General features: G+C 63.2%; 17 protein-coding genes. 12 read left to right on the top strand and 5 right to left on the bottom strand.

The window, feature by feature from the left end:
- Positions 1-271 precede the first annotated feature (271 nt).
- Positions 272-1,135 carry a hypothetical protein gene (locus tag FJX73_08655; GenBank protein MBM3470846.1) on the top strand — a complete coding sequence of 288 codons (864 nt, stop codon included), beginning with the start codon at positions 272-274 and terminating at the stop codon, positions 1,133-1,135.
- Between the two features lie 341 nt (positions 1,136-1,476).
- On the opposite strand, the gene FJX73_08650 is transcribed toward FJX73_08655, so the two are convergent.
- Both FJX73_08650 and FJX73_08645 read right to left on the bottom strand, forming a co-directional pair.
- The gene (locus FJX73_08650) at positions 1,477-2,514 is read right to left on the bottom strand and encodes a radical SAM protein (GenBank protein ID MBM3470845.1); all 1,038 of its coding nucleotides are present in this window, start codon (positions 2,512-2,514) and stop codon (positions 1,477-1,479) included.
- A 77-nt stretch (positions 2,515-2,591) separates the two neighbouring features.
- Positions 2,592-4,880 (bottom strand): spermine synthase, encoded by a 2,289-nt coding sequence (locus tag FJX73_08645; GenBank protein ID MBM3470844.1) that lies wholly within the window; start codon positions 4,878-4,880, stop codon positions 2,592-2,594.
- 209 nt (positions 4,881-5,089) lie between these two features.
- Here FJX73_08645 and FJX73_08640 point away from each other — a divergent pair, with 209 nt between their 5' ends.
- From FJX73_08640 to FJX73_08620, 5 genes are read left to right on the top strand one after another with little or no spacing between them, the layout of a single operon-like run.
- A complete protein-coding gene (locus FJX73_08640) occupies positions 5,090-6,361 on the top strand; it encodes a beta-aspartyl-peptidase (GenBank protein ID MBM3470843.1) in 1,272 nt (423 codons plus the stop codon).
- Between the two features lie 31 nt (positions 6,362-6,392).
- Positions 6,393-7,709: a glycine reductase complex selenoprotein B gene (grdB, locus tag FJX73_08635; protein ID MBM3470842.1), complete on the top strand. Its 1,317-nt coding sequence runs from the start codon at positions 6,393-6,395 to the stop codon at positions 7,707-7,709.
- Between the two features lie 13 nt (positions 7,710-7,722).
- Positions 7,723-8,670, top strand: coding sequence for a thioredoxin-disulfide reductase (locus FJX73_08630; GenBank protein MBM3470841.1), 948 nt, complete (start codon positions 7,723-7,725; stop codon positions 8,668-8,670).
- Positions 8,667-10,133: a glycine reductase gene (locus FJX73_08625; protein ID MBM3470840.1), complete on the top strand. Its 1,467-nt coding sequence runs from the start codon at positions 8,667-8,669 to the stop codon at positions 10,131-10,133. The genes FJX73_08630 and FJX73_08625 overlap by 4 nt, the downstream gene beginning before the upstream one ends.
- A 5-nt stretch (positions 10,134-10,138) precedes the next feature.
- Positions 10,139-10,600, top strand: coding sequence for a glycine/sarcosine/betaine reductase complex selenoprotein A (locus FJX73_08620; GenBank protein ID MBM3470839.1), 462 nt, complete (start codon positions 10,139-10,141; stop codon positions 10,598-10,600).
- Here FJX73_08620 and FJX73_08615 read toward each other — a convergent pair.
- The 3 genes from FJX73_08615 to FJX73_08605 all read right to left on the bottom strand — a co-directional run bounded on the left by FJX73_08615 (position 10,597) and on the right by FJX73_08605 (position 12,084).
- Positions 10,597-10,851: a hypothetical protein gene (locus tag FJX73_08615; GenBank protein ID MBM3470838.1), complete on the bottom strand. Its 255-nt coding sequence runs from the start codon at positions 10,849-10,851 to the stop codon at positions 10,597-10,599. The genes FJX73_08620 and FJX73_08615 overlap by 4 nt on opposite strands.
- 61 nt (positions 10,852-10,912) lie before the next feature.
- Positions 10,913-11,539 carry a hypothetical protein gene (locus tag FJX73_08610; GenBank protein ID MBM3470837.1) on the bottom strand — a complete coding sequence of 209 codons (627 nt, stop codon included), beginning with the start codon at positions 11,537-11,539 and terminating at the stop codon, positions 10,913-10,915.
- On the bottom strand, positions 11,536-12,084 hold the full coding sequence (locus tag FJX73_08605) for a hypothetical protein (GenBank protein MBM3470836.1): 549 nt from the start codon (positions 12,082-12,084) through the stop codon (positions 11,536-11,538). Before FJX73_08605 ends, FJX73_08610 begins: the two co-directional genes overlap by 4 nt.
- Before the next feature lie 181 nt (positions 12,085-12,265).
- Here FJX73_08605 and FJX73_08600 point away from each other — a divergent pair, with 181 nt between their 5' ends.
- From FJX73_08600 to FJX73_08575, 6 genes are all read left to right on the top strand, one after another.
- Positions 12,266-12,739 (top strand): YbaK/EbsC family protein, encoded by a 474-nt coding sequence (locus FJX73_08600; protein MBM3470835.1) that lies wholly within the window; start codon positions 12,266-12,268, stop codon positions 12,737-12,739.
- A gap of 34 nt (positions 12,740-12,773) precedes the next feature.
- Positions 12,774-13,025 (top strand): hypothetical protein, encoded by a 252-nt coding sequence (locus FJX73_08595; GenBank protein ID MBM3470834.1) that lies wholly within the window; start codon positions 12,774-12,776, stop codon positions 13,023-13,025.
- 10 nt (positions 13,026-13,035) lie between these two features.
- Positions 13,036-13,404, top strand: coding sequence for a hypothetical protein (locus tag FJX73_08590; GenBank protein ID MBM3470833.1), 369 nt, complete (start codon positions 13,036-13,038; stop codon positions 13,402-13,404).
- 114 nt (positions 13,405-13,518) lie between these two features.
- Complete coding sequence (locus FJX73_08585; protein MBM3470832.1) at positions 13,519-14,208, top strand: hypothetical protein; 690 nt, start codon at positions 13,519-13,521, stop codon at positions 14,206-14,208.
- A gap of 571 nt (positions 14,209-14,779) precedes the next feature.
- Positions 14,780-15,505 carry a hypothetical protein gene (locus FJX73_08580; GenBank protein ID MBM3470831.1) on the top strand — a complete coding sequence of 242 codons (726 nt, stop codon included), beginning with the start codon at positions 14,780-14,782 and terminating at the stop codon, positions 15,503-15,505.
- Between the two features lie 9 nt (positions 15,506-15,514).
- A complete protein-coding gene (locus FJX73_08575; protein ID MBM3470830.1) occupies positions 15,515-16,291 on the top strand; it encodes a metallophosphoesterase family protein in 777 nt (258 codons plus the stop codon).
- The last annotated feature ends 15 nt before the right edge of the window (positions 16,292-16,306 follow it).

The raw sequence follows: 16,306 nt of genomic DNA, 5'->3' as shown, positions 1-16,306 counted from the left end.
ACCATCGTCTCACCCTCACTATGTGTTTGCATCGAAAATGGAAACTGCAAGGAAACTGCAAAACCCGCTGGCCAAGCGGCACGACGGCCTTCCCGGGTTGGCGTGCCCCGGGTGACACCGCCGGACGACGGGCGCCGCCGTCACCGCGCGGGCGCCCGTTTAGTTGTCAAAGTGCAACCCGCCGCCACTGCCACCAGCTGCAACAGGAAAATCTAGCAAAATCATAGAATATGAAGAGCAGACGAAGCAACACAGAAGAGGCATCACTATCGTGACGTCAGCCAGGACCCGCGCTGTGAAGGCGTTGCGGCCGTCGGTTTCGGCTCTTGAGGCAAGAAAACTTGCGGCTACCGTGACGCTGGACGGCCGGCTGGGCGTTGACCTGTACTTCGTTTCGGATGAACGGGGTGGCCCGCGCGAGGTGCTGGAGCCTTGGTTTGCCGTGGAGTTCGCCCCACAAGAAATGACTGCCAGCGATGGAACGATTCGCCCTCAGATGAAGCCGATTGGATTCCTGCTCACCGAGTTCACCGCAGGGCGCGTTGGTGTGGGAGCAGACGCCACTCCTGTCGAGCGCAGGCTTGTTCAGAAGGAGCGGGGGCTGCTCAATGAGCTGGCTAACCGCTACCTTTCCGAGCCGGGCCAAGAGTTACCTGGAACTGCTCCAAAATACCTGCGCTGGCACCGCCAGAAACCCGACCCGTGGGACCGCTATCGAGACTTCCTGAGGGAGTACTACCTGGCCGTGGAAACCCTTCTTGCGCGCGGGGGCCGCAAATGCCGCTGGAAGCCGGTAAGCCTTAGGGCCGAGATTGCCAAGATGGAGCAGGACGTGCTCGACCCACACAAAACCTGGCAGGCTTGGAAAAAATGGGGACTCAGGATTCCTATAGACGCCCTGCCAACGTCGTTTGTCAGCACCAAGAGCCTCTTCGAGGCTGCGCTGGCGGAAGTCTGGTGGTGCGTGCAACGCCATCGCTCGGCCCGTCGGTGCAAGTTGTGCGGCGGATGGTTCGTCCCGTCGGGAATACGTCCGTGGTTGCAGAGATACTGCGCGCCCCACCGCCAGGAAGGCAGCGCAGCCCGGCACCGAGCACGACGCCGCAGGAACCCGAAGCGGCCGCAGGCAAGATGACCGGAGGCAAGATGACCGAGGGCAAGCCTCGTGGGGAGTTTGTGGAAAGACAGGCGGCATGAATCGCGCGCCGGGGCGCGGGGGGGTGCCCCCACTCCGGACACCATCGGGGAGGTGGAGAAGGTGGAGCAGGCCGATAAGAAAGCCGTGGTTCACCCCGCCGGAATCCTTGCTGGGAGCGGGTTTCAGACAGTGGATAGAGCGGCGGCCTCCGGAGCCGTAGGTCGGGGGTTCAAGTCCCTCCGGGCGCGCCAGTAACTCCCTCGCGCGCCAGAAACTCCCTCCCAGCAAGGGCTTTCGACCATCGGCACCTCTGCCAGCGCCGCAGGCGAACGCCGCGGTCACTTCGGCATCCACCAGTATCCCTGAACGTCGAGATTCGTAAGCCCCACATCCTTTGCTCTCTGTACGACCTTGTTGTACTCCTCGCTTGTCACTCTCCTTGATATCTCGGGGTAGTCATATGCTTTGTAGAGGGGGGTATACTGCGCCATGATGTTGACGTAGGTGTCCTTGGGCAGGTTCTCCGCTATCCACTCCATGACTTCCTCTGAGCCGCCTATGTTGTTCGGCATGACCAGATGCCGGATGATCAGCCCCCTCTGCAGAATGCCGTCTGCTGGAGGTCTCGCCACGCCGACCTGGCGGTGCATCTCGAGGATCGCCGCCTTTGTCACTTCGGGATAACTCTCTGCCCCGGACGAGTACTTGGCCGACATGCGACTGTCCCAGTACTTGAAATCGGGCAGGTAGATATCCACGACTCCATCGAGGAGCTTGAGTATCTCAAGGCGCTCCCAACCGCTGGTGTTGTACACAATCGGCAGCCGCAGCCCCTCCCCCGCGGCTGTGTCGAGGGCCCTGAGGAGGTGCGCGGAGTAGTGCGTTGGGGTGACGATGTTTATGTTGTGACAGCCGAGCTCCTGAAGGTAAACTATCATCCGGGCCATTCTGTCGGTATCTGTCTCGGAGCCCTGGCCCAGCTGGCTGATCTCCCAGTTCTGGCAGAACACACACCGCAGGTTGCAGTGGGTAATGAAGATCGTTCCGGAGCCGCCATTCCCAACGAGCGGTCTCTCTTCGCCGAAGTGGGGGTGAGACGCCGAAACGACAAGCGTGGCGCCGGGCGCGCGGCAGAACCCGACCTCCCCATTGAGGCGGTTGACCCCGCACCTCCTCGGGCAGAGCTGGCAGCTCTTCATGATCGTCCAGAGCCTGTCTGCTCGCTTTCGTAGTTCACCTGTTCTGTGAAGTCTGAGATAGCCGGGTTCAAATCCAGGGCCTGTACGACCGGGCGCCTCGGTCGCCGGCTTTGTCTGGGTGCGAGACGTATCTCGCTTGCAGGAGCTGAGGAGGATTGCAGGTAGCGCCATCCTCATACATAGCGCGACGGTGATTCTGAGAGAGTCCCGTCGAGTGATTCTCCTGACGAGATGGCTGTCCATTCTTCACCTCCTCACGACTGCGGATTGGGCATGCCGGTTATGACAATGAAGCTTGTCAGTTTCAGCAGCCCCACGGTAACGCAGGTCCCAACGAGGCCGAGCACAGGCAGGAGCACGAGAGCGCCTATGATCCCCCCAAGCCACCCACCCAACAGGTCAGAAGCATAGAGCAGGCCGGCCGTTCTGGTTATGCTTGCGCTGCTGCCCAGGTGGAGCTTGTTGGCCAGAGGAAACTGGGAGCCAACCAGGAGTCCGCTGACGAACGAAACAACCAGGAACAGCGGCGCGAGGAGGGAGAACGCCTCCGGACTGCCTAGATACGCGTTTGCGGCCAGGATCATGGAAGGGCATGCCAGGGAGAAGCCGATTATTGCCAGTTCGATCCCCGCAAAGAGCCGAAAGGGGCTCTTCATCCGGTCCAGGGCAGCCGCGATCAGCATTGCCCCGCAGGCCGCCCCGCCCATAAAGGACGCCACGAGCAGGCCGATCCACGAGAACACATATCCGTGGATTGACTGGAACGCGAAGATCAGCATGAGGCCGAATATCATCCCGGCAAAGCCGGTCGTGAAGATGCACAGGGCTATGCCGGCGCGGAGGAGTCGCGCGGTCCTTGGCCGGAACAGGACGTAGAGAAGGACAAGAGTCGCGAACAAGAGGACGATGGCCCTCAAGGTCACCCTCTCGAGTTCCTCGAAGAGCCACCGAAGTGAAGGCGCAAACAGCGCATTCCAATACGAGACGCTGTAGAACACTCCTATTGGGTTGAAGTCGGAGTTGATTCTCTGGCTACTTCCCTCAATGAAGCCGGCGAACCAGCCCTGCCATCCGCGGTGCAACTTCTGCTCGATGTACCATGGGATGATCACATCTGTCCTGATGTCTCGCTGGGTCAATCTCTCCACTATCCGTGCTCTGTCAAGCGCCAGGATCTCCTCAGAGCCCGACAGGAGGAAGAGGTTGGTGCCGTCACCAGGGATCACTCGAACATGGGGGAAGGCAGTTCTCATGGTATGGAAGATGCTGCTGTTCAGGTTTCTCAATTCCCGATTCGAGTAGGTCAGGGAGCCAGGCAGCCCAAGCACGAGTATGCCGCCCTCGTTCATCCTTTCACTTGCCAGGGAGAGGAACTCCCTCGTGAAGAACCTGTTTGCCTGAAGATTGGACGGCTCGGTGATTCCTATCAGGATGAGGTCGTACTTGTTCCGCGTCGCCCTAAGCAGCAGGCGGCCATCCACGTGCTCTATCCTTACCCTTCTGTCGTTGAGTTCGGATTCCGTAAGCCGTGTGGGGAACTTCCTGAACAGGTCAATGAGCAGCGGGTCAAGTTCTGCGTAGTCAATCGCCTCTATTGACGCGTGTCTTAGGGCCTCGTTGATTACGCCGCCTGCGCCGCCGCTCAGGATGAGGAGTCTCCTGGGCTCGGGGTGGGCCAGAAGCGGAAGGTGAACGAACTCCTCGACAAATCCTATGTCAGGGACGGGCGTCATGATGTTCGGAACGCCATCCTGGAAGAAGGTGTACTGGCCTTCGTTCTCTATGACGCAGATGTTGCCGTACCGGGAGTTCTCGTAGTGTACGACGTGCTGGTTCCTCCATTGCGCCCTGATCGAATACTGGTGCAGCTTGTGCGCCTGACCCGTCAGGATCAGGAAGGCAAGGGTGAGAGCGGTCAGGATCGCCAAAGTTGCCTTCTTGTCTGGTCCGGTTCTCGGGTGAGGAGCGAGTAGGGCAAGGACTACCGCGGAGTTCAAGGCGGCTATCCCCGAGGATGCCTGAAATGTGTCAAGGTGAGGGATCAGGAGGTAGGTGCAGGCGATTCCGCCGACAACGGTGCCCACCGTCTCGTACGCGTAGACCCTGCCGGCAGAGGGAGCATCTTGGCCGGAGAACACTGAGTAGAGTTGGCAGCTGAAGGTGAACAACGCGCCGTGAAACACGCTCACCGGCAGAAGTATCAGAAAGGAGGAGCAGAACATCGGCAGGAGGCCTACGCTCTCGCCGATGGAAATGCCGATAGTCCCTTTCAGGACGCGAATCAGGAAGACCGCCGCGAGCAAGGATATGGAGAAGAGAACCGTAATGAGTGCAAAGGCCTCAAGCTTGCGCTGGCATCCCTCGGCTTTCCTGCCAAGAACGTAAGATCCGAAGGCCTCGAGGATGAGCCAGTTGGCCAGAACGATGCCTATAGACAGCTCATTGCCGGAGAATACTATCAGGAACTCCCTCAAGAGGAGGATCTCAGCGACCAATCCGCTGAATCCCATGGTCAGTATTGCTATGCGGACGCGTTCCTTCATGAGACCAGGCCTTCTCTCATGCGGAAGGTCGCTCATTCCGGTCAGCGCGCGGCTTCCCCCGATGGGTGCAATCTCAGCTTACGCCGCCACGGCGCTTGCCTCCTCTTGGCCTGCCTTCGCGGTCCCGGGGACTAGGCCCCCCGCGGGGGCTTGTGCTATCGTGAGGGCGAAACCGCTGATCCTGCACCATCGACACGAGGAGGCGCATCGTGCGACTGGAGCTGGGGACAATCAAGATCCGCGATGTTCAGTTTGGCGAGACGACCCGTATCGAGAACGGCGTTCTCTATGTGAGCAAGAGCGAGCTGATTGCGCTCGCCCTGCGCGACCCTCGGCTGGCCGTGGCGGATGTGGAGCTGGCACGGCCCGGAGAGAGTGTGAGGATCATCCCGGTCAAGGACGTGATCGAGCCGAGGATCAAGGCGGACGGTACAGAGGGCTACTATCCGGGAATGGCCGGCGGCATGAGGACCGCCGGGTCAGGCAGAACCAACGTGCTCAGGGGGACCACGGTTCTGACCGTGGGAAGGATCGTCGGCTATCAGGAAGGCTTCGTCGATATGACCGGTCCGGCTGCCGCGTACTCGCCGTTCTCCGATGCGAACAACGTGGTCCTGATCCTGCAACCCGTGGATGGGTTGCCCGAGCATGCGCACGAAGAGGCGGTACGTCTCGCCGGGCTGAGAGCGGCGGCCTACCTGGGCGAAGCCAGTCGTGGTGTGGTCCCTGATGAGGTTCAGGTCTACGAGCTGGGTGAAGCCATAGACCCCACTCTACCGCGGGTGGCCTATGTGTACCCGCTGTTGTCACAGGGGCTGTTGCACGATACCTATCTCTACGGGGCGGACGCCAAGAGCCTCTTGCCCACATTGATCCATCCCAATGAGCCATTGGATGGGGCGATAGTGAGCGGCAACTGCGTCTCAGCCTGCGACAAGCACACGACCTATCATCATCTGAACAATCCCGTGATCGAGGAGCTCTACCGAAGACACGGGAGCGAGCTCAACTTCGTCGGCGTGGTCGTTACCAATCTGAACGTCACCTTGGCGGACAAGGAACGATCTTCGGGGTATGCCGCCAAACTGGTGAAGCTGCTCGGCGCGGACGGAGCTGTCATTACGAAAGAGGGCTTCGGCAATCCCGATGCTGACGTGATGATGCTCTGCAAGAAGATCGAGGACTACGGGATCAGGACCGTGCTGATCACCGATGAGTTCGCGGGCAGGGACGGCAGCTCGCAGTCGCTGGCAGACACGGTGCCTCAGGCGGACGCGGTGGTGAGTGTCGGGAACGCGAACGCGGTGATCACACTGCCCCCTATGGACCGGATCATTGGGGACCTGAGGCCCGCGGAGGTGATTGCTGGAGGATTCGTTGGCAGCGTTGCCGCCGATGGAGTCCTGAGCGTCGAGATACAGGCCATCATGGGATCTACCTGCCAACTGGGTCTTGGCAAGTTGACCGCGCAAGGGCACTAGAGATCTCAATCGGGGAGCGGGGGGCAGAGGGATGGTACGGGGACGCTACAGAGTGGTCCACTACTTGAACCAGTTCTTCGCGCAAATAGGAGGCGAAGAGAAAGCCGGCATCCCACCCCAGGTCAAGAAGGGTGCTGTCGGCCCGGGTATCCCCCTACAGCAGGCGCTGGGTGACGAGGGGGAGATCGTCGCTACGGTGGTCTGCGGCGACAACTACTTCGGCGAGAACATAGAGGCCGCGGCAGAAGCGGTCGTGGATCTCGTTGCGCCCCACAGGCCGGACGTCTTCGTGGCAGGCCCGGCATTCAATGCCGGCAGGTACGGTATCGCCTGCGGAGCGGCGTGTACTGCGGTCATGAAGAGACTGGGCGTGCCGGTGGTTACGGCCATGTACGAGGAGAACCCTGGGGTGGAGCTCTACCGCAAGGAGGTCTTCATGATCCCCGCGCCCCGCTCGGTTCAAGGAATGAGAGAGACGATTCCCAAGCTGGCCGGCTTCGTGCGGAAGCTCGGCCTCGGACAGCCGATTGGCCTTCCCCAGGTGGACGGATACCTGCCCCGCGGCGTACGGGTCCACGCATTTGTCGAGCGAACCGGAGCGCAGCGAGCGGTCGACATGCTGCTGGCCAAACTCAAGGGGGAGGCATTTCAGACCGAGTATCCGATGCCCACCTTTGAGCGCATTCCCCCCAGCCCCGCGATCAAGGAACTGAGTGCGGCGACCATCGCCCTGGTAACGACAGGGGGCATTGTCCCCCGAGGCAACCCGGACCGCATAGAGGCCGCCAGCGCTTCCAAGTTCGCCGCGTACAGCATCGCCGGCACAGATGACCTGACCGCGGACGCCTACCAGACGTGTCACGGCGGCTATGATCCAGTCTACGCGAACGAAGATCCGGATAGAGTACTGCCGTTGGACGCGGCGCGCGCCCTGGAGAAGGGTGGCATCATCGGCCGTCTTCACGGGGAGTATTACGTCACGGTCGGCAACGCCACTTCGGTGGCCAACGCGCAGAGGTTTGGCAAGGCGATCGGGGAAAGGCTTCTGGCGGCCGGCGTTGACGGCGTGATCCTGACCTCGACCTGAGGGACCGATACGCGTTGCGGCGCAACGCTGGCAAAGGAGATTGACCGGATAGGATTGCCCGTCGTCCACGTGGCGTCGATCGTGCCGATCTCAGTGACCGTGGGAGCCAACCGCATCGTTCCGGCGGTCGCGATCCCGCATCCCCTAGGTAATCCCGCGTTGCCGGAGCGCGACGAGAGGGAGTTGCGTCTGCGACTGGTCGAGAAGGGGCTGCGCGCCCTGCAGACCGACGTGGAGCAACAGACCGTGTTCGACGGGTAGGTTGAAACGGGGGATGAACGAGGATTACCAGGTCATCATCGTCGGGTGCGGCCCCGCGGGACTGTCGGCGGGCCTCTATGCGAGTCGGGGCGGCCTGACAGTCCTCCTCTTGGGGGACGAAGCCGCCGGGGGCGGGATGCGAAGCATCCCGCTGGTGGAGAACTACCCCGGGTTCCCTGACGGGGTTTCCGGCGCCAAGCTCGGCCTGGAGATGATGAAGCAGGCGATGAAGTTTGGCATGCAGTTCAAGCTGGCTCGGGTTGAGGGCATCGAGCCGCGTGACGAGTACAAGGTCGTCAGGGCTGCGCTCATCCGAGGTGGAGACGTCACCCATCGGGCGAGAACCGTGATCCTCGCCGGTGGTGCGTCGCCGAGGAAGATGGGTGTGGCGGGAGAGAGCGAGTTCTTGGGGAAGGGCGTGAGTTACTGCGGCGTATGCGACGCCCCGCAGTTCAAGGATAGTGTCGTCGCGGTAGCCGGCGGGGGCGACAGCGGGCTGACCGAAGCCCTGTATCTGTCGCGACTCGTCTCTGAGATCATCGTGGTTGAGATTATGCCTCAGGTGCTGGCCACGAAGATCCTTCACGACAGGGCCCTGGCCGACCCCAAGATCCAAATCCGCTGCGGTACAAGGATTGAAGCCATCAGGGGTGACGACCACGTGAGGGAGGTGGAGCTCGTCAATGTCCTGACAGGCGAGAGAACAACATTGCCCGCAGGCGGCGTCTTGGTCCGAATCGGGATCGAGCCCAACACGGGCTATCTCAATGGCCTGGTGTCGTTGGACGACAAGGGATACGTGTTGGTGGGCGAGAGACTGGAGACGTCTGTCCCAGGGGTCTTCGCAGCCGGCGACATACGGCACGGTTCGGACAGACAGATCGCTACCGCCGTCGGCGATGGCGTGACCGCCGCGCTCTCGGCGCACAAGGTGTGCAGTTTGGCTGGGAGTCCATCGTGAGCTCTTCAGCGCAACACCAACCGACGAAGCCCGTCGTGCGGGGAGTTTCATACTTTCTGGCCCATGTGCCCGGACTGATCCGTCACGGCTCCAAACCCTCGCGGGAGATAAAGAAGAATCCTCCCTTGCTGGAGTCGTTCCGGAGCCACCTGCGCACCTTTGAAGAGGCCGTCGCCTACCCGCCGAACCAGGTATTCATTGGCAATCTTGACCCTGATGACCTGGCGCGTGTTCCGTCTCCCTGGTACAAGCATCCTGTGCGCGACGGCTCTCGGTGGGGGCCCTTTGGCGAGATCATGCCCGAAGACGAGTTCTACGGCATGATGAAGATCTGCGATGAGTTCCAACTGGTCTTGCTGGAAGAAGGCTTTGCACGCGACGTCACGGGCAAATTGAGGCAGCATCCCCTCTTCTCGGACGCGGATCTTCTGAGACTGGGCAACGGCGTCTCTCTGGCCGACATCGAGCAGCAGCTCGCCGACGGGGTGACCCTCCCCATGTATGATCGAGGCGGTCGGCTCGTCGGGTGTGTGCGAACCGGGCATGAGGAAGACCCCAACCTCACGGCGGAGATTCTGATGGAGAATCTGGCCGTCAGGGCCTCCGGTGCGTTGGCGTTGCGGCACCAGGTCGCCGCGACGGGGAGGGCCGAGGCCGTGGACTTCCTCCTGGGGGGCGGCGAGGAGGCGGTCGGAGACCGCTATAACCGGGGCGGCGGCAACATGGCGAAGGCCATCGGAGAGCTGTGCGGGTGCTCGAGAGCAGGGGGCGCCGATATCAAGGCGTTCTGCTCCGGTACGGTCCATGCCATCGTGGTGGCCGCTGGCCTGGTCGCGTCGGGGATCTTCAGCGATGTGGTTGTCGTGGCCGGCGGTTCCTTTGCCAAGCTCGGGATGAAGTTTCAAGGTCATCTCCGCCATGACATGCCGATCCTGGAGGACGTGATCGCCGCGGTCGCGGTTCGGGTAGGGCGGGACGACGGCAAGAGCCCGGTCATTCGGCTCGATTCCATTGGAAAACACGAGATCGGTTCAGGTTCCAGCCAGCAGGCCATCTTCGACACCTTGATCGTGCAACCGTTAGACCGGCTGGGACTCAAGCTAACGCAGATCGACAAGTACGCCACGGAAATGCACAACCCCGAGATCACCGAGCCGCAGGGAAGCGGCAATGTGCCCAGGACGAACTACCGGGTCATCGGCAGCTTCGCGGTCTTGCGCGGAGAGATCCAACGCGCGGATCTTGACCGTTTCGTTGAAGAACACGGAATGCTTGGATTCTCCTCCACTCAGGGACATACCGCCTCCGCCGTGCCTGTGCTGGGGCACGCGGTCAGGAAGATGATGTCGGGTGAGATGAACAACACCATGTTTGTGGCTAAGGGGAGCCTCTTTTTGGGGCGCATGACCCAGCTCGCCGACGGGATGTCATTCCTGTTGGAACGGAACAAAGGAGGTGTGTAGCCAGAATGCTGCTGAAGTCGAGGAAGGTCATCATCATCGGTGAACGGGATGGAGTGCAGGGTCCGGCCATTGAAGCCTGCGTGAGGAGCGCCGGCGCCGAGCCGGTCATCACGCAGACCCAGTGTTTCGTCTGAACATCGGCCGGCGCCTTTGACCTGGAGGGTCAAGAGAGCATCAAGAACTACATAGAACGGCACGGCAAAGACGACGTCATCGTGGTACTGGGTGCGCCCGATGCGGATAGCGCCGAACTCTATGCCGAGACCGTCACAAAGGGAGATCCAAGTTGGGCGGGGGCACTGGCCGGAGTGTCGCTCGGGTTACCCGTCTTTCACATCATGGAACCGGTCATCAAGGATCAAGTTGACCCCGCGTTGGCCGTAGAGCACCTGGGGCTCATGGAAATCGCCTTGGATGTGGAGAAGATCAGCGCAGTCCTCGAGAAGCTGCGGGGGGCCGCTAACTAATCCAACCAGCCCCCGAAGTATGATCTGTGTGCCTCGCAGCGGCACCTCTTGTCCCAGGGCCTGGAGCACTGCTTGATCAGCTTGACCTTCGCGTCACCCTCTGCTCTGGGCACCGGACCCCGCACGGAGACCGAGTCCTCTCCCAGGAATCGGTCATGGTAGATCTCCACCGTGTAGACCCCGCAGCGACTGCACAGGAAATACGACTCGATGTATTCATCCCCCATGATGCCGCCCGAGATGGACGCCACACGTTGGTCCTCGCCTTGTTGGCCGAGCTCTCTTCCGCATTGCGCACATTGGACCATGTGGCTACAGCGCCGATTCGATCTGCCGGCAAAGGTCCAGGAGTTGGAGCCATTGCTCGGGCGACGCCGGGCCCCACATTGATACGACGGCCCCCCCTCGGCCTATGGTAATCACGACATCCTCGGCGGACTCGGCAAGCGGTGCCTTCTTGTACTCGAGGAGGACTTCCTGTAGTGACTCATTGACGATTTCCTTGGCCGAGGCGGCTCCGCGTATCCATCTGATCTCCACGTGCGATCCCACCGACTTGAACCGGTTCGACTCAATCAGGCAGGCAGATCCAGGGTTATCTTTCCTTTCCCACTCCCCCATGCGATACATGCGACGGTAGCGGCAACGGAACAAGAACACCTTCCTCCACCCGGACTCGACCGTCATGATGGACTGCAGATCGAACTTCTTCTCGGGCGCCACTCTTTCGAGGCTGTCCGCAAGCCTCTTTGGGAGCCCCTGTCGATCGTTGTGCGCGAAGGTGTGGGTCCAGCCCTGGGTCCGCGCGAATTCCATCTCTGCCCTGGCATGCGCCCTGCCCCACCGAACGGCGTACACCAGCGCGACGGCGAAGATCGCGACCACGAAGAGGGCCTGGAGCAGCGGTTCGAGCTGTATTGCGCCGCGAGGTTCGCTCATGCGCCCGCTCCTCCCTCGGTCAGGCGGATCAGGAACAGGATCGTGCTTCCGATTAGAAGCACGGCCGACAGGGCTACCCCGACCACGTACCCGATGCTCCGGGCGAGATACGGTTTCATGAAGACGACCAGGTGTTCTGTATCGGCGATCCATCCGGGTCCTAGCCCGTGGATCCGCAGAACGTAACGTCCAGGCCTGGGGATCTCGTAGCTTTCTACCGCCAATCTCACCTTCGAGACGCCCGACGATACACGGCCGAGCCAGACCGTTTTGCCCTCAATGCGTGCGCCATCACGAGTGCCTAGCTCGTAGGTGAGGTTTGAGAATCGGGTGATGAATCGAGGCCCCTCAGTGCACAGAACCACACGGCCCGCCGAGTCGAACTGGATGTCCTGCTGCTCCACGAGCGGAACGCTGGTGATGTACGCCTGCCTCACCAACCTGATCACCCTCAGGATGAAGAACCCCAGCAACACCGCTGAGATGACCGACACCAGCAGCAAGACCCAGGGCATGTTTCGGTAGATGGCGGATGGTGAGAGCATGCTCGACCCCCGACGCCGTTGTAGGAGATGTCCTTCTCAAGCAAGTTGTCAGGCTCGGTCTAGTTCTTCTCGGCCCAGGGCCTGACCTCCGCACGGTGTTGGGTGGAAGGGGCCTTGCCCCGGGGCGTGGAACGTCATCACTGGAAGCAGGGAACCCCCACGCAGAAGGGAGGCAGAGGGTATGCGAGGGCGAGAGCGACTCGAGACCTACCTCCGCGAGCACGGTGTCCGGTACGAACTGACACCTCACCCCGAAGCGTACACCGCACAAGAAGTCGCCGCCGCAGAACACGTTCCCGGACGCCAGTTCGCGAAGGTTGTGATCGCCGACGTGGACGGCAGGCAGGTAATGCTGATCCTGCCGGCCGCGGCACGGGTGGACCTGGTCAAGCTGAAGAGCGCGCTGGGAGCCAAGGCGGCCCGCCTGGCCCGCGAGGAGGAGTTCGCGTCGCTGTTCCCGGACTGCGAAACGGGCGCGATGCCGCCGTTCGGCCACCTCTACAACGTCCCGGTCTACATGGACCAGAGCCTCAGCACGCAACCCAGGATCGTCTTCAACGCCTGCTCGCACCGTGAGACGATAGCGCTGGCCGTCCAGGACTACATGCGGCTGGTCACGCCCACGGTTACCGAGTTTGCCGCGCCGCACCGCTAGGCGATCTCTCTGAGGCCGCGAGGAGGTGGCGAGCATGAGAGGTGTCCGAAGGCTCGAGCCAGGTGAGCGCAGGCACGGATTCGTCATGCCCGTTCCCCACACCCGTTCCGCCAAGAAGTCCCTGCAGATGTACCTGAAGGCGCTGCGACCGGTTGTTCACGAGATCGCCGCCGCGATGCCGGTCCCCGAAACGGTGCTCCGGCGGGGGGCGCGCCCGGTGGAGATAGGCGCGGCGTACCTTGCGGCGTTCATGGACGACCTGAACGCCCGTCTCGAGCATGGGTAGTTCCTCGCAGATGCCGACATTCGCCGAGCGGCCGGCCGGGCGCTGGCCCGGCCGGCCGCTCCTGGTGTCCCGTCTGCGTGAGATCTTGCACCGCGAGTTCAATGCCAGCGATGCGTGGGTAGTGCACACGCCCGGGCACTGCCGTCTCGAAGCCCGCGTGGGCTGGCGTGTCGTTGTCCTGCATGAGGGCCGCGAGGAGTCGTTCTGGGCGCCCTTCTACACCTCCGCGGTACGCAATCGGTACATGGGGGGCTACGTGGTCGGCGACCTGGCACCCACTCAGCGCCGCCGTCAGGACCTGCTTGAACTCGTCCGCGAGCTCTGGGCGCGCGCCGCACTGTCCCTGCCGTCGAGCGTTCCTCCGGACCCACCAAATTGACCCGCGGCGCCCCCTGTCATACAATGGGCCGAGGTCGCACCCAGGTGAGCTGCCCGAGCATTCCCCCGGTCGCACCCCGGTGCGTTTCCCCGGCATACTCCCTGTGAGGTTTGCATGATGCAGCAGTACGCGTCCATAATCATCGCGGCGGTCTTTGCGCTCCTGGGTCTGCTCCCGCTTGCCGGCAGGAGCATCCGCAGGCCGCTGCTGTGGCTGTGCCTCCTCGGCGGCATCGCCGCCGGTTTCTTCGCCAGGGAAGCCACCAAGATGGCGTGGGACTGGGTGGGCCCTATTGGAGGCCTGGAGCGCGGCCCGGCCGGCCTCACGACTAACCTGTTGATCGCGGCGCTGGTCGGGGAGCTGCTCAAGGCCACGGTCCCGCTGATGGCGATCGTCTTCGCGCCCACGGACGCCGTGACCGCTCTCGCCTACGGCGCCGCATCGGGCGCCGGGTTCGGGCTGGTGGCAGGGCAGAAGTTCCTCGCGCTGGCTCTCGGTCTGGTTGGAACGCCGTTCATAACGCCGCTTTCGACCGCCGTTGCCGTCGTGGCGTGGTTCTTCCCAACCCTCGCTCACATCGTAACCACGGCCTACTTGATCCGCGCGGGCGTGCGGGGTGGACTGGGCCTGGCGCTCCTGTTCGTCGTGGCCCTGCAGACGATCTTCGGCCTGGCAGCGAAGCTACCGCTGGCCGGCGGGGTCCCGACCGGGGTGCTGTTGACCGCGGTGATCTCGCTCTGGCTGCTCGGCCACCTCTGGAGGGCGCGGCTGCGCGCCGGCACGCTGGTGTCCGTCGTCCCGTGAGAGCAGAAACCGTGGCGGCCGATCCGGTCTCAACAGGCTGGGTGGCGCTGCGGGCGTTCTTCTCCGAGGGCGCCGCGGCGCTCGAGCGGGCAACCATCGCGTTCGAGACCGCCGAGAGCGAGGTCCGCGCAGCGGGCGACCCGTCACTCCAGATCCTGTGGCTCCTGGGCCTCTCTACGGCGCTGCGGCATTCCCGGAGGCCCGAGCCGATGGAGGAGGGACTGGCACGGGCCCGCGAACTGGTCAACCTGGCAGCCCGGATACTGGGAGAAGAGGCCACGGTGCCGTACCGCACCCACGTGGAGGCCTTGTACAGGGATCTGGCGGATGTGCTCCCGGCCGCGGCCGACGGGTGTCTCGAAGCCGGCCTGGACTACTCCGACCGCACGCTACGTCTGGCCCGGCGGGGCGGGCGCGATGAGTGGATCGCCGCAGCCGCGGCCAGCCGGGGTGATCTGGTGCTGCGCGTTGGGCGTCCCCGTGATCGCCGGGCAATCCGTCGCGCGATCGCGCTGTTCAAGGAAGCGCGCCGCCGCTGGCCGGCCGGGCAGCGCGAAGGCCCTGCCCAGGCATGCCTGGGGCTCGCGGAGGCGCTGCTGTACGACGGCCGGGCCGGGGAGGCCGAAGGGATCATCCGGAGCGCGCTGGCCGTGTTCACCGCCGGTGGAGATCGCTACCACGAGGCAGCCGCCCGGCTGATCCTGGCCCGGGTGCTCTTCGCGCTGGACCGAACAGAGGCGCTGGAGGAACACGCGGCGTCGGTGGCCCTCTTCAAGGCGCTGGGATGCAGATGGGAACTCGCCCAGGCCCAGGCGGTGATGGCATGAGAAGCGCCGTGCCAGGGGTGGCCGCGTTCGTCCTGGTTGGGCTTCTGCTTGCTGCCGGCACCGCGCAGGCCGGGCCGACGCTGGACGACCAGATCCAGGCAATCGCGAACGAGCTGATGTGCCCGGTCTGCGCCGGGCAGACCGTCGCCGAGTCCGGGGCCCAGCTCGCCGTGCAGATGCGCGCGATCATACGCGAGCGGCTGCAGCAGGGACAGAACCGGGAGCAGATCATCGCCTACTTCGTGGCGCAGTTCGGCGAAGGCGTGCTTGCCGCGCCGCCGCGCCGTGGCCTAGGCCTGCTTCTCTGGCTATCGCTTCCCATCGCCGTGGGCATCGGCATCTTCGTGCTTCTCAAGGTCGTGCGTCGCAGCGCGACCGGAGGGTCCGCCGCGCCAGCCCGCTCCGCTCCCAGGCCTCCCACCCCAGAAGAGGCCGAGCGGATCGAGCGCGAGCTGCGCGAGTTTGAATAGGGGCCGCAGATGCGCATCGGGGTCGTATCAGACGTCCACGCGAACCTTGAGGCGCTTGAAGCAGTCCTCGCGCATCAGGGCAGTCAGCCGCCGGACATGCTGGTGTGCCTGGGCGACTTCGTTGGCTACGGCCCAGATCCCAACGCGTGCGTCGAACGGCTCCGTCCGCTGCTGTGGGCAGCGGTGATGGGCAACCACGACCAGGCGGCCCTGTCGGATTCCCCGACCGATAACTTCAACTTCTTCGCCCAGGAAGCCATCGTCTGGACCCGGCAGGTGTTGGAGGACGGTCCCCGGGCCTATCTGAGCGCGCTTTCCCCGCGCGCCGACCTCACGGCAGACCCCGCGGAGGGCGCCACGGAGGACCCCACGCTGCCCACGGGGCTGGTGCTCGTGCACGGTAGCCTGCGTCGGCCGCTGGACGAGTACATCCTGGACGGCCGAACCGCCCGCGCGAGCTTCCTGGCGGCGCCGTTCCAGATAGCGCTCGTGGGTCATACCCACCATCCCGCGATCTTCGTGGAGGCGAAGCGGCGGGTGAGCACGCAGGGCCTGTTGCCCGAGGTCCCGCGGGCCCTGACGCCGGGCGCCCGGTACATCATCAATCCCGGCAGCGTGGGCCAGCCGCGCGACGGTGATCCACGCGCGGCCTACATGGTTCTGGACACGCAAGGTCCGACCGCCACGCTGTTTCGCGTTCCCTACCCGATCGAGGAGACACAACGCAAGATGGACGCCGCAGGGCTCCCCGTGCCGCTCATCGAGCGGCTTTCGTTGGGGAGATAGCGGCGCACCCCTGAC

The organism is Armatimonadota bacterium, assembly GCA_016869025.1.
Classification (GTDB): Bacteria; Sysuimicrobiota; Sysuimicrobiia; order Sysuimicrobiales; family Humicultoraceae; genus VGFA01.
This window is presented reverse-complemented; position numbering and strand designations above follow the sequence as displayed.